16 protein-coding genes are annotated in these 15,239 nt (G+C 54.6%); 10 read left to right on the top strand and 6 right to left on the bottom strand.

Translation table 11 applies throughout. The features are described from left to right. Positions 1 to 28 precede the first annotated feature (28 nt). The 6 genes from pheT to infC form a co-directional block, all read right to left on the bottom strand. The gene (pheT, locus tag AC6CHM_RS14910) at positions 29 to 2,443 is read right to left on the bottom strand and encodes a phenylalanine--tRNA ligase subunit beta (protein ID WP_498173621.1); all 2,415 of its coding nucleotides are present in this window, start codon (positions 2,441 to 2,443) and stop codon (positions 29 to 31) included. Between the two features lie 64 nt (positions 2,444 to 2,507). Continuing rightward, complete coding sequence (gene pheS, locus AC6CHM_RS14905; RefSeq protein WP_336440306.1) at positions 2,508 to 3,590, bottom strand: phenylalanine--tRNA ligase subunit alpha; 1,083 nt, start codon at positions 3,588 to 3,590, stop codon at positions 2,508 to 2,510. A 153-nt stretch (positions 3,591 to 3,743) separates the two neighbouring features. Then, the gene (rplT, locus tag AC6CHM_RS14900) at positions 3,744 to 4,145 is read right to left on the bottom strand and encodes a 50S ribosomal protein L20 (RefSeq protein WP_008127401.1); all 402 of its coding nucleotides are present in this window, start codon (positions 4,143 to 4,145) and stop codon (positions 3,744 to 3,746) included. 41 nt (positions 4,146 to 4,186) lie between these two features. Beyond that, positions 4,187 to 4,387 carry a 50S ribosomal protein L35 gene (gene rpmI, locus AC6CHM_RS14895; RefSeq protein ID WP_008127399.1) on the bottom strand — a complete coding sequence of 67 codons (201 nt, stop codon included), beginning with the start codon at positions 4,385 to 4,387 and terminating at the stop codon, positions 4,187 to 4,189. A gap of 193 nt (positions 4,388 to 4,580) precedes the next feature. Further along, positions 4,581 to 5,198 carry a methyltransferase family protein gene (locus AC6CHM_RS14890; protein ID WP_498173681.1) on the bottom strand — a complete coding sequence of 206 codons (618 nt, stop codon included), beginning with the start codon at positions 5,196 to 5,198 and terminating at the stop codon, positions 4,581 to 4,583. Between the two features lie 90 nt (positions 5,199 to 5,288). Continuing rightward, positions 5,289 to 5,825, bottom strand: a complete 537-nt coding sequence (gene infC / locus AC6CHM_RS14885; RefSeq protein ID WP_040855885.1) for a translation initiation factor IF-3 — start codon at positions 5,823 to 5,825, stop codon at positions 5,289 to 5,291. Positions 5,826 to 6,039: 214 nt separating this feature from the next. Between infC and AC6CHM_RS14880 the strand changes: the two genes are divergently transcribed. From AC6CHM_RS14880 to AC6CHM_RS14835, 10 genes are all read left to right on the top strand, one after another. Continuing rightward, positions 6,040 to 6,831: an alpha/beta hydrolase gene (locus tag AC6CHM_RS14880; protein WP_337354136.1), complete on the top strand. Its 792-nt coding sequence runs from the start codon at positions 6,040 to 6,042 to the stop codon at positions 6,829 to 6,831. An 11-nt stretch (positions 6,832 to 6,842) separates the two neighbouring features. Further along, positions 6,843 to 7,988 (top strand): benzoate/H(+) symporter BenE family transporter, encoded by a 1,146-nt coding sequence (locus AC6CHM_RS14875; RefSeq protein ID WP_337354137.1) that lies wholly within the window; start codon positions 6,843 to 6,845, stop codon positions 7,986 to 7,988. A 115-nt stretch (positions 7,989 to 8,103) separates the two neighbouring features. Next, complete coding sequence (locus AC6CHM_RS14870) at positions 8,104 to 8,553, top strand: DUF2852 domain-containing protein (protein ID WP_498173620.1); 450 nt, start codon at positions 8,104 to 8,106, stop codon at positions 8,551 to 8,553. Between the two features lie 109 nt (positions 8,554 to 8,662). Continuing rightward, entirely contained in the window at positions 8,663 to 9,433 is a 771-nt protein-coding gene (locus AC6CHM_RS14865; RefSeq protein ID WP_498173619.1) for a M48 family metallopeptidase, read from the top strand. Beyond that, complete coding sequence (locus AC6CHM_RS14860) at positions 9,433 to 10,074, top strand: YdcF family protein (RefSeq protein WP_336440310.1); 642 nt, start codon at positions 9,433 to 9,435, stop codon at positions 10,072 to 10,074. Before AC6CHM_RS14865 ends, AC6CHM_RS14860 begins: the two co-directional genes overlap by 1 nt. A gap of 69 nt (positions 10,075 to 10,143) precedes the next feature. Beyond that, on the top strand, positions 10,144 to 10,803 hold the full coding sequence (locus tag AC6CHM_RS14855; protein WP_115054537.1) for a phosphoribosylanthranilate isomerase: 660 nt from the start codon (positions 10,144 to 10,146) through the stop codon (positions 10,801 to 10,803). Further along, positions 10,800 to 12,068: a tryptophan synthase subunit beta gene (gene trpB / locus AC6CHM_RS14850; RefSeq protein ID WP_443094462.1), complete on the top strand. Its 1,269-nt coding sequence runs from the start codon at positions 10,800 to 10,802 to the stop codon at positions 12,066 to 12,068. Before AC6CHM_RS14855 ends, trpB begins: the two co-directional genes overlap by 4 nt. A 2-nt stretch (positions 12,069 to 12,070) precedes the next feature. Then, positions 12,071 to 12,910: a tryptophan synthase subunit alpha gene (gene trpA, locus AC6CHM_RS14845; RefSeq protein WP_115054535.1), complete on the top strand. Its 840-nt coding sequence runs from the start codon at positions 12,071 to 12,073 to the stop codon at positions 12,908 to 12,910. A 44-nt stretch (positions 12,911 to 12,954) separates the two neighbouring features. Next, complete coding sequence (accD, locus tag AC6CHM_RS14840; protein ID WP_115054534.1) at positions 12,955 to 13,875, top strand: acetyl-CoA carboxylase, carboxyltransferase subunit beta; 921 nt, start codon at positions 12,955 to 12,957, stop codon at positions 13,873 to 13,875. A 31-nt stretch (positions 13,876 to 13,906) separates the two neighbouring features. Continuing rightward, positions 13,907 to 15,235, top strand: a complete 1,329-nt coding sequence (locus AC6CHM_RS14835; RefSeq protein ID WP_337354141.1) for a bifunctional folylpolyglutamate synthase/dihydrofolate synthase — start codon at positions 13,907 to 13,909, stop codon at positions 15,233 to 15,235. The last annotated feature ends 4 nt before the right edge of the window (positions 15,236 to 15,239 follow it).

Genomic DNA, 15,239 nt, shown 5'->3' with positions numbered 1-15,239 from the left:
ATTTCTCTCCCCCGATGGGGAGCAAGGCTTACCCGCGCAATACGCCGCCTGTCTGCTTGGCAACGCTTTCGACCACGCGCTTGGTCAGCGCGTCGAGATCCTCATCGTTCAAGGTGCGCTCCTGTGGTTGGATCGCCACTTCAATAGCCACGGACTTCTTGTCCTCGCCCAGCGAAGCGCCCTCGAACAGATCAAATACCTGCACGCCGACAATCAGCTTCTTGTCGCTGCTCAATGCCGCACGGACAATGGTGCCAGCTTCGACAGATTTGTCGACGACGAAAGCAAAATCGCGGCGTAGAAGCTGCAAGTCAGAAAGGTTGAGCGCCGGTTTCGTCCGGGTGGCTTTCTGCTTCGGCTCCGGTATCGCATCAATGAAGATTTCGCAGCCGCAAAGATTGCCGCCGACATCCAGTGTTTCCAGAGTTTTCGGGTGGAATTCGCCGAATGTGCCAAGAATCACTTTTGGACCGAGCTTGATCGTGCCGGACCGGCCTGGATGATACCATGCTGGACCGCCTGCCTCGATCTGCAACTTGTCGACGGGTGCACCGCATGCCTCCAGAACCGCAATGGCATCGGCCTTGGCATCGAATACGCCAACGGGCGAAGCATTGCCTGACCAGTGGCGACCAGTTCCCTCGAAACGAGCCGTGCCACGACGAACACCTGCCGCAACGCGGCGCTGGTCTTCCGGAGCATTGCCTTCATAAGTGCCGGAAACCTCGAACAATGCGAGATCGTTGAAACCGCGATCCGCATTGCGTTGAGCAGCGGCAAGCAGGCCGGGTAACAAGGAAGGACGCATGTCGGACATATCGGCGGCAATCGGATTGCTCAATTTAAGCTCCGGCTTTCCGCCACCAAAGGCTTTAGCAGCGCTTTCCGAAATGAATGACCATGTGACAGCTTCCATCATACCGCGCGACGCGAGTGCTCGCTTGGCATTGCGCGTGCGGATCTGCAAAGTCGTTAAAATCTTGCCATTGACTGCGGCGTGGCTGACCAGCGGCTGCGGCTCAATCAGATTGATACCGTGAATACGCATGACTTCTTCAACCAGATCGGCCTTGCCATCCACATCCGGGCGCCATGACGGCACCACGACATCAACCAATTCGCCTGTACCCTGAGGCACGAAACCCAGGCGGGACAAGATATCGAGACTGGTCTTGGTCGGCACGTCGATACCAGTCAGGCGCTTGACTTCAGATGCGGGGAACTTGACCGTCTTAGGAGTGTGGCCCTTGTAGCCCACAACCTTGGTTTCAGACGGCGTGCCACCGCAGAACTCAAGAACCAGTTGCGCAGCAAGTTCAACACCCGGGATCATCTGCTCAGGATCAACACCGCGCTCAAAGCGATAGCGGGCATCGGTGATAATACCGAGCGTGCGGCCCGTGCGAGCAACGTTCATCGCGTCCCATAGCGCGGACTCAATGACGACATTGACCGTGTTTTCGTCACAACCGGAGTGCTCGCCGCCCATGACGCCAGCAATGGATTCTACCCCGTTGTCGTCAGCGATAACGACATTCTCCGGGCTCAAAGTATAATCCTTGCCATTGAGACCAAGGATCGTTTCACCGTCGCGGGCGCGGCGGACCGTCAGCTGGCCCTTGACCTTATCCGCATCGAAAACATGCAGCGGGCGGCCACGGTCGAACGTGACGTAATTGGTGATGTCAACCAGCGCATTGATGGGACGCAAGCCAATAGCGATAAGACGTTGCTGCAACCATTTCGGGCTTGTGCCATTCTTGACACCCTTGACGGTGCGCCATGCAAAGCCCGGGCACAGATAGTCCTCGCCTTTAAGATCGAGAGCTACCTCGACCTGCGGCGCGCCTGTGCCTTTTACAGGTTCAATCGCAGGTGTTTTCAGCGTGCCAAGACCAGCGGCAGCCAGATCGCGGGCGATGCCATAGACACTGGTACAATCCGGGCGGTTCGGTGTCAGGTTAATCTCGATGACCGGATCATCAAGGCCAGCATAGGCGGCAAAGCTCGTGCCGACAGGGGCATCAGCAGGCAGATCAATAATGCCATTATGTTCATCGGACATTTCCAGCTCACGCTCGGAGCACATCATGCCGTGGCTATCCACGCCCCTGATCTTGCCGATCGAAAGCGTGATATCGATACCCGGCACATAGGCGCCCGGCGCTGCAAAGGCTCCGATTAATCCGGCACGCGCGTTGGGTGCACCGCATACAACCTGAAGCGGCTTGCCGTCGCCCGTATCAACGGTGAGCACCTGCAGCTTGTCCGCATCCGGGTGCCTTGAAGCCGTCAGAATCTTGGCGATGACAAATGGCTTCAGTGCTGCCTTGTCGTCGAGAGACTCGACCTCAAGACCAATCATGGTCAGGGTTTCGACGATTTCATCCAGCGACGCCTGCGTCTCAAGATGATCTTTCAGCCAGGAGAGTGTGAATTTCATGATTTCACTCGTTTCTCAATATTATTCGGGCTAGGCCCGATATCTCGGTCGGTTCTGCCGCGCCTTAAGCGCTCAGACCTCCAAACAGGGTTGGCATGTCGAGCGGACGGAATCCGTAATGCGACAGCCAGCGCACATCGGCATCGAAGAAGGCGCGAAGATCGGGCATGCCGTATTTGAGCATGGCAATGCGATCAATGCCCATGCCCCAGGCAAAGCCCTGATACTCGTCCGGATCAAGTCCGCCATGGCGCAGCACATTTGGATGCACCATGCCGCAGCCCAGAATCTCCATCCAATCATTTCCCTCGCCAAACTTCACTTCCTTGCCGGAGCGGTCGCACTGGATATCAACTTCCAGCGATGGCTCGGTGAAAGGGAAATAGGACGGACGGAATCGCATCTTCAAGGATGGGACCTCGAAGAAGGTTTTGCAAAATTCTTCAAGCACCCATTTCATATTGGCGACATTGGCCGTCTTGTCGATGACCAGCCCCTCGACCTGATGGAACATGGGCGAGTGGGTGGCATCGGAATCCATCCGGTATGTCTTGCCCGGAATGACAATGCGGATCGGCGGCTTCTGCGCTTCCATGGTACGGATCTGCACAGGGCTCGTGTGGGTACGCAGCACACGCCGGTCATTCTTCTCATCTGGATTGAAGAAAAACGTATCGTGCATTTCGCGAGCCGGATGGCCTTCGGGAAAATTGAGCGCCGTGAAATTATAGTGATCGGTCTCGATATCCGGACCTTCGGCAATAGCGAAACCCATATCGGCGAAGATCGCCGTGATTTCGTCAATGACCTGACTGATCGGATGAATACGACCGCGCTCTGCTGGAGAAGCTCGCAAAGGAAGCGTCACATCAAGCTTTTCCCGGGCAAGACGCTCGGTTATTGCAGCATCCTTGAGCATCGTCTTGCGAGCGCTAAGTGCTTCAGTAATGCGATTCTTCAAGCCGTTGATTGCTGGGCCTTGGCTCTGGCGCTCTTCCGGCGACATGGAACCAAGCGATTTCAGCTTTTCGGAGATAGACCCCTTTTTGCCCAGCGCCGCTACGCGAACGGCCTCAATCGCGGCTTCATCGTTGGCAGCATCGATCTGCGCGGCAAGGGCGCTTTCCAATTGTGTAAGCTCATCCATGGCTTTTCACCTGTTATTCTACAGTGACATGTCGGATGCCGCTTTTTCCTTGCAGAACAGAGCGGCGTTAAAAATCGAAAAACCCGCGCCAGCCGAGCCAGCGCGGGTTTCCCAAACTTAAATTTTCGAATGCTTTGGGAGCGGCGGCTGGACTTAGCGGACAGCGCCTTCAAAAGCGTTCGGTGTGGTATCTTTAAGATATTCGAGCGCCTTCTTGGCAGAAGCCACGATTGCACCGAATGCTTCAGGCTCGTGGATCGCGAGATCCGAAAGAACCTTACGGTCAACTTCGATGCCCGACTTTGTCAGACCATCGATGAAGCGGCTATATGTCAAACCATGCTCACGCACAGCAGCGTTGATGCGCTGTGTCCAGAGAGCGCGGAATGTGCGCTTCTTGTTCTTGCGATCGCGATAGGCATATTGCTTCGAACGATCGACAGCAGCCTTGGCGGTCTTGATTGTATTCTTGCGGCGACCGCGGAAACCCTCGGCCTGCTTCAGAACTTTTTTATGCTTGGCGTGGGACGTAACGCCCCGTTTTACACGTGCCATGATATGATCTCCTTAACTTAGGATGGATAACGTTGCCCGGATCAGAGACCGTTAGGCAGGAACTTCTTCACGATTTTCGCATCGGCATCAGCAAGAACCATGGTTCCGCGAGCGTCACGAATGAATTTGTTCGAACGTTTGATCATGCCATGGCGTTTGCCAGCGGCGGCGGCTTTGATTTTGCCAGTTCCGGTAATCTTGAACCGTTTCTTGGCAGCAGATTTGGTCTTCATCTTGGGCATTTTGCTACTCCTGATTTATTGAGGCTTGCGTCATTTCAAAGAAACAACCACCTCTTGATTGACTTCAGGCCGACCAAAGCCTGAAAGCATGTAAAACCGCCACGGCATGCCCTGCCGGGCGGTTTGAACGGGTGCTTCTTACCAGAAGACACCAAAAGCGCAACTGTTGAATCGTGCAGCGCTGCTGAATTTATCAATAAAGCCGCAACAAAACCGGCAAAACATGGGTCGATTGCAGATATTCAACAAATTCCAACAAGGGGTATGACACAAAAAATACCAGCCCGTCAGCCAGCGTCTTATACAGCATGGATGCCCTGACGCTCAATAATTCACTTTCCCTATAAATGGATAGATTCGGGAAAAATCGCGGCACAGCGCGTTTATAGGATATATAGGTCTCGCCAAAATTCCGCTCAAGGTAGCCTTCCTCGGCAAGAATGACAAAGTGGAAGGCCGCATAACAGATGAGGGAAAGAGCCACCCCCACGATCAGACTACCGGTCATCATGCCGATACCCGCAGCGCCCAGCGCAGAAAACACATAAAGCGGGTTCCGGCTGATCGAATAGGGGCCGAGCCGCACAATTTCAGCGCTCTTGCGCCCGCCAATATAGAGCGTGCACCACATTCGCCCGAGAATTGACAGGACGATCATGCCCACGCCAATATCCTCGATATATTCATGCGCCCAATCATCCAGCCATGCCGAACGGATTGTCAAAAGAGCCATGAGGACAAGTGCAATGATGCCCGCAACAACCAAACGCCTGCGCCGCTGAAAACGCGACATGTCTTTCGGGGAATTCAATGCCATGGGGATGTCATCCATTTGCCAGGCATTATGCCATGAACGGAAAAAGCCGCCCGAAGGCGGCTTTTCAAAGGCAGTAGATCGATTTTAGCGAGGTGCCAGAACCATCATCATCTGGCGGCCTTCAAGCTTGGGCTCGGCTTCCACTTTGGAAATCTCCACGGTGTCTTCCTTGACCTTGTCGAGGAGACGCATGCCGAGTTCCTGGTGGGCCATTTCACGGCCACGGAAACGCAGTGTTACCTTGACCTTATCGCCTTCTTCAAAGAAACGCTTAATCGCGCGCATTTTCACGTCATAATCATGCGTGTCGATGTTTGGGCGCATCTTGATTTCTTTGATTTCAACTGTCTTCTGCTTCTTGCGAGCTTCCGCAGCCTTTTTCTGGCCCTGGTATTTCAGCTTGCCAAGATCAACGATCTTGCAGACCGGCGGCTCAGCATTTGGCACGATCTCGACAAGGTCGAGTCCCGCCTCGTCGGCCATCGCCAACGCTGCCTGAATCGTTACGATACCGTGGTTTTCACCTTCGGCATCAATGAGCTGTACCTGGGGTACCCGGATATCACGATTGGAACGTGGTCCATCTTTCTGGACCACCTGGGCTCTAAAGGGTCGGCGAATGGCAGTAGTCTCCTTGAATTATTTCGGACCCGCAAATAGCATCACACGGCCTTCGCCGCAATGCTTATGCTGTGCTGGCAGGCACCAATGTTACTATTTTCAGGATAAATCACTCAAATTAGAGATAGGAATATTTCAGTTTTATGCAATGGGGCAGGCTTTATCGTTCTGTTTTCCCATGCAAGAAGAAGAATATCGAGAGTGAGTCCCGCCCATGACACAATCCCCGCCCGAGTTTCTTGAGCTGAACGGAATCAATATCGCCCTGCGAAAGCGTGCCGGAGCCAATCCTGGCATAGTCTGGCTGGGCGGATATCGCTCGGACATGCTCGGTAGCAAAGCAAATTTTCTGGACGAATGGGCCACGGAACACGGGCATGCTTTCCTGCGCCACGATTATTCCGGCCATGGGGAATCGGGCGGCGAATTTCGCGACGGAACCATCTCGCTCTGGCTTGAACAAAGCCTTGCAGTTTTCCGGCAGTTCTCATCGGGCCCGCAAATTATCGTCGGCTCCTCCATGGGCGGCTGGATTGCCTTGCGTCTGCTCGCAGAATTGCAAAGGCTCGGAGAAGGCGGCCGCATTGCCGGTCTGGTGCTGATTGCACCGGCACCGGATTTCACATCGGAACTGGTTGAGCCAAAACTGACCAATGACCAGCGCCGTCAGATTGCCGACCGCGGTTATATGGAAGAGCCATCCGAATATTCGGACCAGCCCTATATCTACACAAAGGCCTTGCTTGAAGATGGCAGGATCAATCAGGTCTTGAAAGGCGTTATCCAGACCGATTGCCCGGTGCACATACTTCAGGGCATGCAGGATGAAGATGTGCCTTATAGCCACGCAATGAAGCTCGTAGACCATCTTCCCGTCGATGATGTAACGATTACGCTTATCCGCGATGGAGATCACCGGCTTTCGCGACCACAGGACCTTGAACTTTTGGGTCGTACCGTGTCTTCAATGGCTGGCAGTATCCAGCCCACTCCCTCTGTTCAATAATCAGGTCCGCCATGCGCTTTTCCGTCATCGCCTCCGCTGTCGTTGCTGCCGTCGTCGGATTTGGCGGAACTTTGGCTCTTGTCATTGCGGCAGCCAACGCTCTGGGCGCTACCCAGGCCGAAACAGCAAGCTGGGTTACGGCAAACTGCCTCGCCATGGTTGCAGCCACGGGCTATCTGAGCTGGCGATATAAAATGCCGATCATCAGCGCGTGGTCGACGCCTGGCCTTGCACTGATTGGCAGCTCAATCGGCTTTACCATGCCGCAAGCCGTTGGTGCATTTATCGTTACGGCGATCGCCATTATTCTTACGGGGCTAATCAAGCCCATATCCACCTTTGTATCGAAGATACCTGCATCGATCGCTTCAGGAATGCTGGCGGGCGTGCTCTTTGCCTTTCTGACGGGAGCCGCCCGCACGATCCCTATTGATCCCTTGTTCGTCTTGCCGCTCATTTTGCTGTTTTTCGTCATCAGGCTTTTCAACCCGGCCATGGCGGTGCTTGCGGTTCTTTTCGGCGGCGTGATTTTTGCTTTTCTCAGCGGGCGCGTGGCCAGCGTTCCAGCGATTGAACTATCCACGCTCACGCTTATCATGCCGGTATTTGATATGCAGGCGATGATCGGCCTCGCCTTGCCACTCTACCTTGTGACAATGGCCTCGCAGAATCTGCCGGGATTTGCGGTAATGCGTGCTGCAGGTTACGAGCCGCCTACAGCGGCCGCACTGCAGGTGACAGGGCTCGTATCGCTGCTCACCGCACCCTTTGGAGCGCACACCAGCAACATGGCGGCAATTTCCGCCGCGATATGCACCGGGCCGGATGCTCATCCCGACCCGGCCAAACGCTGGCTGACCGGGCCATTTTATGCATTAAGCTATCTTGTATTTGCAATTTTCGGGGCCTCGCTGGTTGCGCTTTTCGCGGTTCTTCCGGCGCCCTTGATTGCGCTTGTGGCTGGTCTTGCCCTCATTGGCGCATTCGTTAACGCGCTGACTCTGTCGTTGAAAATCGAAGAGGAGAGACTGGCGGCAATTGTCACTTTTGCCGTGACTGCATCCGGCATTGCCATTGCCGGTATTGGTGCTGCATTTTGGGCTTTGGTGGCAGGACTACTCGTTGCCGGACTGGAGCACGCAAAGAAACGGGCCTGATTTCAAACTCTTAGAGTAATTGAAATCACGTTTTCTTGAAAAGCCGCAAAGTTTTTCCCATGTCGTTCATAATCGACCAATTGGGGTCGGGGTTCTTAAGAAGGAAGGGCTCAATATGAACAATGCTGCTTTGATCCGGCCGGGCTGGACTCCCGCGACCATCGCTCTGATGATTATCGGGTTCATGTTATTCTGGCCGCTGGGTTTTGCCATGCTCGCCTATATTCTCTGGGGCGATCGCCTTGAGGGTTTCAAGCAGGGTGTAAATCGCAAGACTGACAGTTTCTGCGGCGCGTTTCGCCGCAACAAGCGTTCGGCACATTTTGGCCGCGCTCCCTTTGGCACAGGCAATGCTGCTTTCGACGAATGGCGTGACAAGGAATTGGAACGTCTTGAGGAAGAGCGCCGCAAGCTTGACGAAATGCGCGCGGAATTTGAAGACTATGCCAATGAGCTTCGTCGCGCCAAGGATCGCGAAGAATTCGATCGCTTCATGGCAGAACGCAACGCAGTCTCCAAAAAGCCATCTGGCACCGTGCCCGATGTGAATGAAGACCAGCAATAATCCGCTTTGTTAAAATCCAAAAAGCGGCGGCGGAAATTTTTTCGTCGCCGCTTTTTCTTGTCGAAGCACGCACGATGATTTTGCCACCGAATCATTTAATATCATCATCATGATCCTATCCTTGTTTCGGGCTTCACCTCCCAAACCGGTCAAGAAATCAGCCACACTGAGGGCCGAGCGGAGCTATGAAGTTGCGGGCCGAATTTTGCCCTTGCGCGTGGTGGAAAATGCACGGGCGACACGGCTGACCCTGCGCATTGATGCGGGTGGCAAGGGTTTGCGCATCACCGTGCCTCCCGGCGTTCCATCACGCGAAATCGACAAGTTTCTTGTGCGCCATGAGGGCTGGATTGAAACGCGTATTGCCAAAATGCCGGATCAGCCCAAGGTGCGGCCCGGCGTAAAAATACCGGTGCGCGGTGTGCCGCATCTTATCGTTCACGAGCCGGCGGCGCGTGGAACTGTGCGGCAGGAAAACGGTGCTGAAGGCCCACGCCTCATCGTTTATGGCGACAGACCTCATCTCGCTCGGCGTGTTGGCGACTTTCTCAAGCGTGAAGCCAAGCGCGATCTAGAAATTCTTGTGGCACGGCACACGGCAACGGTTGGGCGGCGTGCCAAAGTCATCCGCATCAAGGACACAAAAAGTCGCTGGGGCTCGTGCACATCCGATGGCACGCTGGCGTTTTCCTGGCGTATCATGATGGCTCCGCCGCCAATTATCGACTATCTGGTCGCGCATGAAGTGGCGCATTTGAAAGAAATGAATCACGGCCCGAAATTCTGGAAGCTGTGCAGCGAGCTTTGCCCCGATACCGAACGCTGCAAGGCTTGGCTGAAGCGCAATGGCGGCTCTCTGCAGGCGATCGATTTCACCTGATGTCTGCTGTTGTTTCACCCGCCATGCTTGAGGCAAGCCGCGTGCTTTGGGATTTTCACCTTGTCTATGATGAGCTTTCCCCGGCAGATTTGATTATCGGGCTTGGCAGTTATGATCTGCGTGTTGCGGATCATTGCGCAAAGCTATTGCATCAAGGTTTGGCCAACCGGATTTTGTTTACCGGAAAATCAGGCAATTGGACGGGTCGGCTTTACCCGACATCGGAGGCAGAAGCCTTTGCCGCGCGCGCCGAGGAGCTTGGTGTTTCCGGCAAAGCAATACTGATCGAGCCCAATGCAACCAATATCGGGGAAAATATCCGCTATGCCCGCGACATGGCGGGCGATGCTACCAAGCGCATTATCATCGTTACAAAACCGCAGACGCAGCGCCGCGCTTTTGCAACGGTTCGGGCGCAATGGCCGAATGTCGAGGCGATGGTAACGGCGCCGCCGACTTCATTCGAGCAGCAGCCTACCAATGCCTATCCCCTGGACAATTTCATCAATGAAATGGTGGGCGACGTGAAGCGCCTGATCGATTATCCCGCCAAGGGCTATCAAATTACGCAATCCATCCCGGCGCATGTCGCGGATGCGTTCGATTTTCTTGTTAAAGCCGGTTACGACAACCATCTATAATTGGTGGCTGCAAAGGCGTTTTGCACCAAAATCCTCGACTTTGACGCATTTTCATGCGAGTTGCGCCCTATGAACCTTGATATCAAAATATGCGGATTGAAAACCGACGATGCAGTTGCTGCAGCGCTGGATGGTGGCGCATCGCATATTGGCTTTATTTTCTTTGCAAAAAGCCCGCGCAATATCGATCCGGTTGAAGCAGGAAGGCTGCGAAAAGCAGCCATTGGCAGGGCAAAGGCAGTTGCCGTGACTGTTGACGCCGATGATGCAACGCTTGATGCGATTGTTGCTGCGATGAAACCGGATTTCCTGCAATTGCACGGGCACGAAACTGTAGAGCGCGTTGCCCAGGTGAAGGCGCGTTTCGGGCTGCCCGTCATCAAGGCTTTTGCCTTGCGTGAGCGGGGTGATCTTGATCAGATCAAGCCTTACAATGACGTTGCGGATATATTTCTTTTTGACGCCAAGCCGCCCAAGGGATCTGAGCTTCCGGGCGGAAATGGTGTTTCTTTTGACTGGCAGTTGCTCAGCGCGCTTGACGGGCAGGTTCCATACATGCTTTCCGGCGGGCTGAACGCGGCTAATATTGGCGCGGCGCTGCAAGCGACGAATGCGCGCGGTATTGATATTTCATCGGGTGTGGAGTCCGCTCCGGGCGTTAAAGATGTTAGCCTGATCAAAGAGTTTTTTCAGGCGGTACGCGCCGCTCAAAGCGTGAATGCGGTATGACAGGGAGTATGGTGGTGGACAAGGTGGCGGAACCCAATTCATTTAAAACAGGCCCCGATGAAGAGGGCATGTTCGGCATATTCGGCGGACGGTTCGTTGCCGAAACCTTGATGCCGCTCATTCTTGAACTCCAGCAGGCCTATGATGATGCGAAGAACGACCCTTCCTTCAAGGCGGAGCTGCAGGAACTCTCCACCCATTATGCCGGACGGCCTTCAAAGCTCTATTATGCCGAAGGTTTGACCAAGCATGTTCGTCAGCTTGCCAAAGATCAGGGTCTTGCTGGCGGTGCCAAGATTTACTTCAAGCGTGAAGACCTGAATCATACGGGTAGCCACAAGATCAATAATTGCCTCGGCCAGATTCTTCTCGCCAAACGCATGGGCAAGACCCGCATCATCGCGGAGACTGGTGCTGGTCAGCACGGTGTCGCTTCGGCTACGGTTTCTGCGCGCTTTGGCCTGCCTTGCGTTGTTTATATGGGCGCGACCGACGTTGAGCGTCAGAAGCCAAATGTTTTCCGCATGAAGCTGCTCGGCGCTGAAGTGAAGCCCGTATCATCAGGTCATGGGACGCTGAAAGATGCGATGAACGAGGCTCTGCGCGATTGGGTTTCGAATGTTGATGACACTTATTACCTGATTGGCACTGCGGCGGGTCCGCATCCTTATCCAGAACTTGTGCGCGACTTCCAGTCTGTCATCGGATCGGAAGCACGCGAGCAGATCCTGGAGCGTGAAGGCCGCCTGCCCGACACGATTATCGCTGCTGTTGGCGGTGGTTCCAACGCAATCGGGTTGTTCCATCCATTCCTTGACGACAAAGGTGTCGAGATCATCGGTATTGAAGCAGGAGGACGTGGACTGGACGGCGAAGAGCACTGCGCTTCGATGAGCGCTGGCCGCCCGGGCGTGCTACATGGCAATCGCACCTATTTGCTGCAAAATGCCGATGGCCAGATTCTCGATGGCCATTCGGTTTCCGCCGGTCTTGATTATCCCGGCGTCGGTCCCGAGCACTCATGGCTGCGCGACACGGGCCGTGTCTCCTATGTGCCTATCCTCGATGATGAAGCGCTGGACGCTTTCACGCTGACAACGCGCACGGAAGGCATTATTCCTGCGCTGGAATCGGCGCATGCGATTGCCCATGCGGTGAAAATTGCGCCCAAAATGGCGCAGGACAAGATCATGATCGTCAATCTTTCAGGCCGCGGCGACAAGGACGTGCATACTGTCGGCCAATTGCTTGGAATGGATATCTGACAATGGCGACACGTATCGATGCAAAATTCGCGGCTTTGAAGGCTGAAGGCCGTCCGGCACTGGTCACCTATTTCATGGGTGGCGATCCGGACTTTGAAACCTCACTCAGGATCATGAAGGCCTTGCCGGGTTCCGGTTCGGACATTATTGAGCTTGGCGTGCCTTTCTCCGATCCGATGGCCGATGGTCCGGCCATTCAGGCTGCCGGTCTTCGCGCCCTTAAAAAGGGCATGTCGTTGACTAAGACGCTTGATCTGGCGGCGCAGTTCCGGGAAACGGATAATACGACGCCAATCGTCATGATGGGTTACTACAACCCGATCTATATTTATGGCGTTGACCGCTTTCTGAAAGATGCGGTTGCCTCGGGCATTGATGGTCTCATCATCGTTGACCTTCCACCGGAAATGGATGAAGAGCTTTGCATTCCTGCAATCAAGGCCGGTATCAATTTCATCCGTCTTGCCACACCCACGACTGATGAAAAGCGCCTGCCAAAGGTTTTGCAGAATACATCCGGCTTCGTTTACTACGTTTCGATGAATGGCATTACCGGTTCAGCTTTGCCGGACACGACAAGGATTGCCGCAGCCGTTCACCGGATCAAACAGCACACGGATTTGCCTGTCGTGGTTGGTTTCGGCGTCAAGACTGCCGAGCAGGCCAAGGTCATGGGGGCTTCCGCTGACGGCGTTGTGGTCGGTACCGCAATCATAAACGCGGTGGCCAATACGATTAATCCGGATGGTTCGCTGGTAGCCGATCCTGCCGAAGCTGTAGCGACGATGGTTCAGGGCCTGTCGAGCGGCGTACGCGCAGTGCGACTTGCAGCAGCCGAATAGAAGTCTTAAATCAACATTCCGATAGATAAAAAACAGGACCGATCATGAACTGGATCACGAACTACGTCCGGCCGAAAATCAATTCGATGCTTGGACGTCGTGAAATGCCGGAAAACCTCTGGATCAAAGATCCCGAGTCCGGCGAAATGGTCTTTCATACGGATCTGGAAAAGAACCAGTGGGTTGTGCCATCGTCCGGCCACCACATGCGTATTCCAGCCAAGGATCGTCTGAAGTTCTTCTTCGACAATGGCGTTTACGAAACATTGGAACAGCCGAAGGTTGCGACCGATCCGCTGAAATTCCGCGATGAGAAACGCTATGTCGACCGCCTGAAGGAGCACCGCTCCAAGACCGGACAGGAAGATACAATCATCAATGCGCTTGGCACGATTGAAGGCCTGCCTGTTGTCGTAACCATCCACGACTTCAACTTTATTGGCGGCTCGCTCGGCATGGCAGCCGGTGAAGCCATTATCAAAGGCTTCGAAACTGCTATCGCCCAGAAGAAGCCGCTCGTTCTCTTCGCTGCATCTGGCGGCGCGCGCATGCAGGAAGGCATTCTTTCGCTGATGCAATTGCCGCGCACGACAGTAGCGGTGGAAATGCTGAAAGAAGCAGGTCTGCCCTATATTGTTGTTCTTACCAACCCCACGACAGGCGGCGTTACTGCTTCCTACGCCATGCTTGGCGATATTCACATTGCCGAGCCTGGTGCGCTCATCGGATTTGCCGGACAGCGCGTCATCGAGCAGACTGTTCGTGAAAAACTGCCAGAAGGCTTTCAGCGTGCAGAATATCTCAAGACGCACGGCATGGTTGATATGGTTGTTCCGCGCACGGAGCTGAAAACGACAATCGCACGACTTTTGAAGATGTTGATGGGCGAACCGGCAACGGAGAAAGTTGTTGAGCCGGAAGCGGAAACGCCAGCAGTTCCGGCAATAGCTGAAGCGCAATCTTGACGGGTTTCGGTTTATTGGAAACCGCATTTTGATGTCATCACGCGCGTCACAGGAAATAGAGCGGCTTCTCGGACTGCATCCTAAAGGTTTTGACCTTTCGCTGGGCAGGATTACCCGGCTTCTGGATACGCTCGGTAATCCCCATTTGAACCTGCCGCCGGTCATTCATGTGGCTGGCACAAATGGCAAAGGCTCTGCCACCGCCTTTTCCCGCGCATTGCTGGAAGCGGCGGGCTATACGGTCCATGTTCATACGTCCCCGCATCTTGTGCGTTGGCATGAGCGTTATCGCCTTGGTGCGCCCGGAAAGGGCAAGATTGTCGATGACGATACGCTGTTCGAGGCGGTTCGGCGTGTGGCTGATGCCAATGCAGGGCAGCAGATTACGGTCTTCGAAATTCTGACCGCCGTGACTTTTGTCCTTTTCGCCGAGCACCCCGCCGATGCCGTCCTCCTTGAGGTTGGGCTTGGGGGACGTTTCGATGCAACCAACGTCATTCCAGAGCCTGCCGTCAGCGTTATCATGCCGATTTCGCTCGATCATCAGTCCTATCTCGGAGATCGAGTTGAGCTGATTGCCGCCGAAAAGGCCGGTATCATCAAGGCGGGTTGTCCGGTTATTATCGGCGCACAGGAACATGATGCGGCACGCACAGTGTTGATCGAGACTGCCGAGCGCCGTGATTGCCCTTATAGTGTCTATGGTCAGGATTTCCTGAGTTTCGAAGAGCGCGGACGCATGGTCTATCAGGACAATGTAGGCTTGATGGATCTGCCTCTGCCCAACCTGCCCGGCCGCCATCAATTGGCAAATGCCGCCGCAGCGATTCAGGCGGTCAGGACTGCGGGCTTTACCATTCCCGACCACGCCGTTGAAACAGCGATGGGTACAGTTGAATGGCCCGCCCGGATGCAGCGCCTGACCAAGGGCAACCTGGTCGATATGGCAGTGCCCGGCTCAGAAATCTGGCTCGATGGCGGGCATAATCCCGGAGCTGGCATGGTGATCGCTGAGGCAATTGCCACGTTGGAGGATCGCAGCCAGCGTCCGCTATTTTTGATTACCGGAATGATCAATACCAAGGACCCTGTAGGGTATTTTGAGGCTTTTACGGGCATGGCGCGGCATGTTTACACGGTGCCGATCAGATCAAGCGATGCAGGCATTCCCCATGAGGAACTCGCTCTTGCAGCGCAAGAAGCCGGACTTTCCGCCGAGCCTGTTTATTCGGTGGAAAACGCCTTGAAAATCCTGCGCGATAGCTGGGACAAGTCCGAGCCCGCTCCACGGATATTGATTGGCGGATCGCTCTATCTGGCTGGCGACGTGCTTTCAGAAAACGGAACGCCGCCGCAGTAACTTC

The organism is Phyllobacterium sp. GQ127, assembly GCF_059758635.1.
The sequence above is the reverse complement of the archived record's forward strand: the minus strand, read 5'-3'. Positions and strand labels throughout refer to the sequence as shown.

Coding starts and splice junctions, on each gene's coding strand:
- pheT (WP_498173621.1), bottom strand. CDS start 2,443: ATGAAATTCACACTCTCCTGGCTGAAAGATCATCTTGAGACGCAGGCG.
- pheS (WP_336440306.1), bottom strand. CDS start 3,590: ATGGATGAGCTTACACAATTGGAAAGCGCCCTTGCCGCGCAGATCGAT.
- rplT (WP_008127401.1), bottom strand. CDS start 4,145: ATGGCACGTGTAAAACGGGGCGTTACGTCCCACGCCAAGCATAAAAAA.
- rpmI (WP_008127399.1), bottom strand. CDS start 4,387: ATGCCCAAGATGAAGACCAAATCTGCTGCCAAGAAACGGTTCAAGATT.
- AC6CHM_RS14880 (WP_337354136.1), top strand. CDS start 6,040: ATGACACAATCCCCGCCCGAGTTTCTTGAGCTGAACGGAATCAATATC.
- AC6CHM_RS14875 (WP_337354137.1), top strand. CDS start 6,843: ATGCGCTTTTCCGTCATCGCCTCCGCTGTCGTTGCTGCCGTCGTCGGA.
- AC6CHM_RS14870 (WP_498173620.1), top strand. CDS start 8,104: ATGAACAATGCTGCTTTGATCCGGCCGGGCTGGACTCCCGCGACCATC.
- AC6CHM_RS14865 (WP_498173619.1), top strand. CDS start 8,663: ATGATCCTATCCTTGTTTCGGGCTTCACCTCCCAAACCGGTCAAGAAA.
- AC6CHM_RS14860 (WP_336440310.1), top strand. CDS start 9,433: ATGTCTGCTGTTGTTTCACCCGCCATGCTTGAGGCAAGCCGCGTGCTT.
- AC6CHM_RS14855 (WP_115054537.1), top strand. CDS start 10,144: ATGAACCTTGATATCAAAATATGCGGATTGAAAACCGACGATGCAGTT.
- trpB (WP_443094462.1), top strand. CDS start 10,800: ATGACAGGGAGTATGGTGGTGGACAAGGTGGCGGAACCCAATTCATTT.
- trpA (WP_115054535.1), top strand. CDS start 12,071: ATGGCGACACGTATCGATGCAAAATTCGCGGCTTTGAAGGCTGAAGGC.
- accD (WP_115054534.1), top strand. CDS start 12,955: ATGAACTGGATCACGAACTACGTCCGGCCGAAAATCAATTCGATGCTT.
- AC6CHM_RS14835 (WP_337354141.1), top strand. CDS start 13,907: ATGTCATCACGCGCGTCACAGGAAATAGAGCGGCTTCTCGGACTGCAT.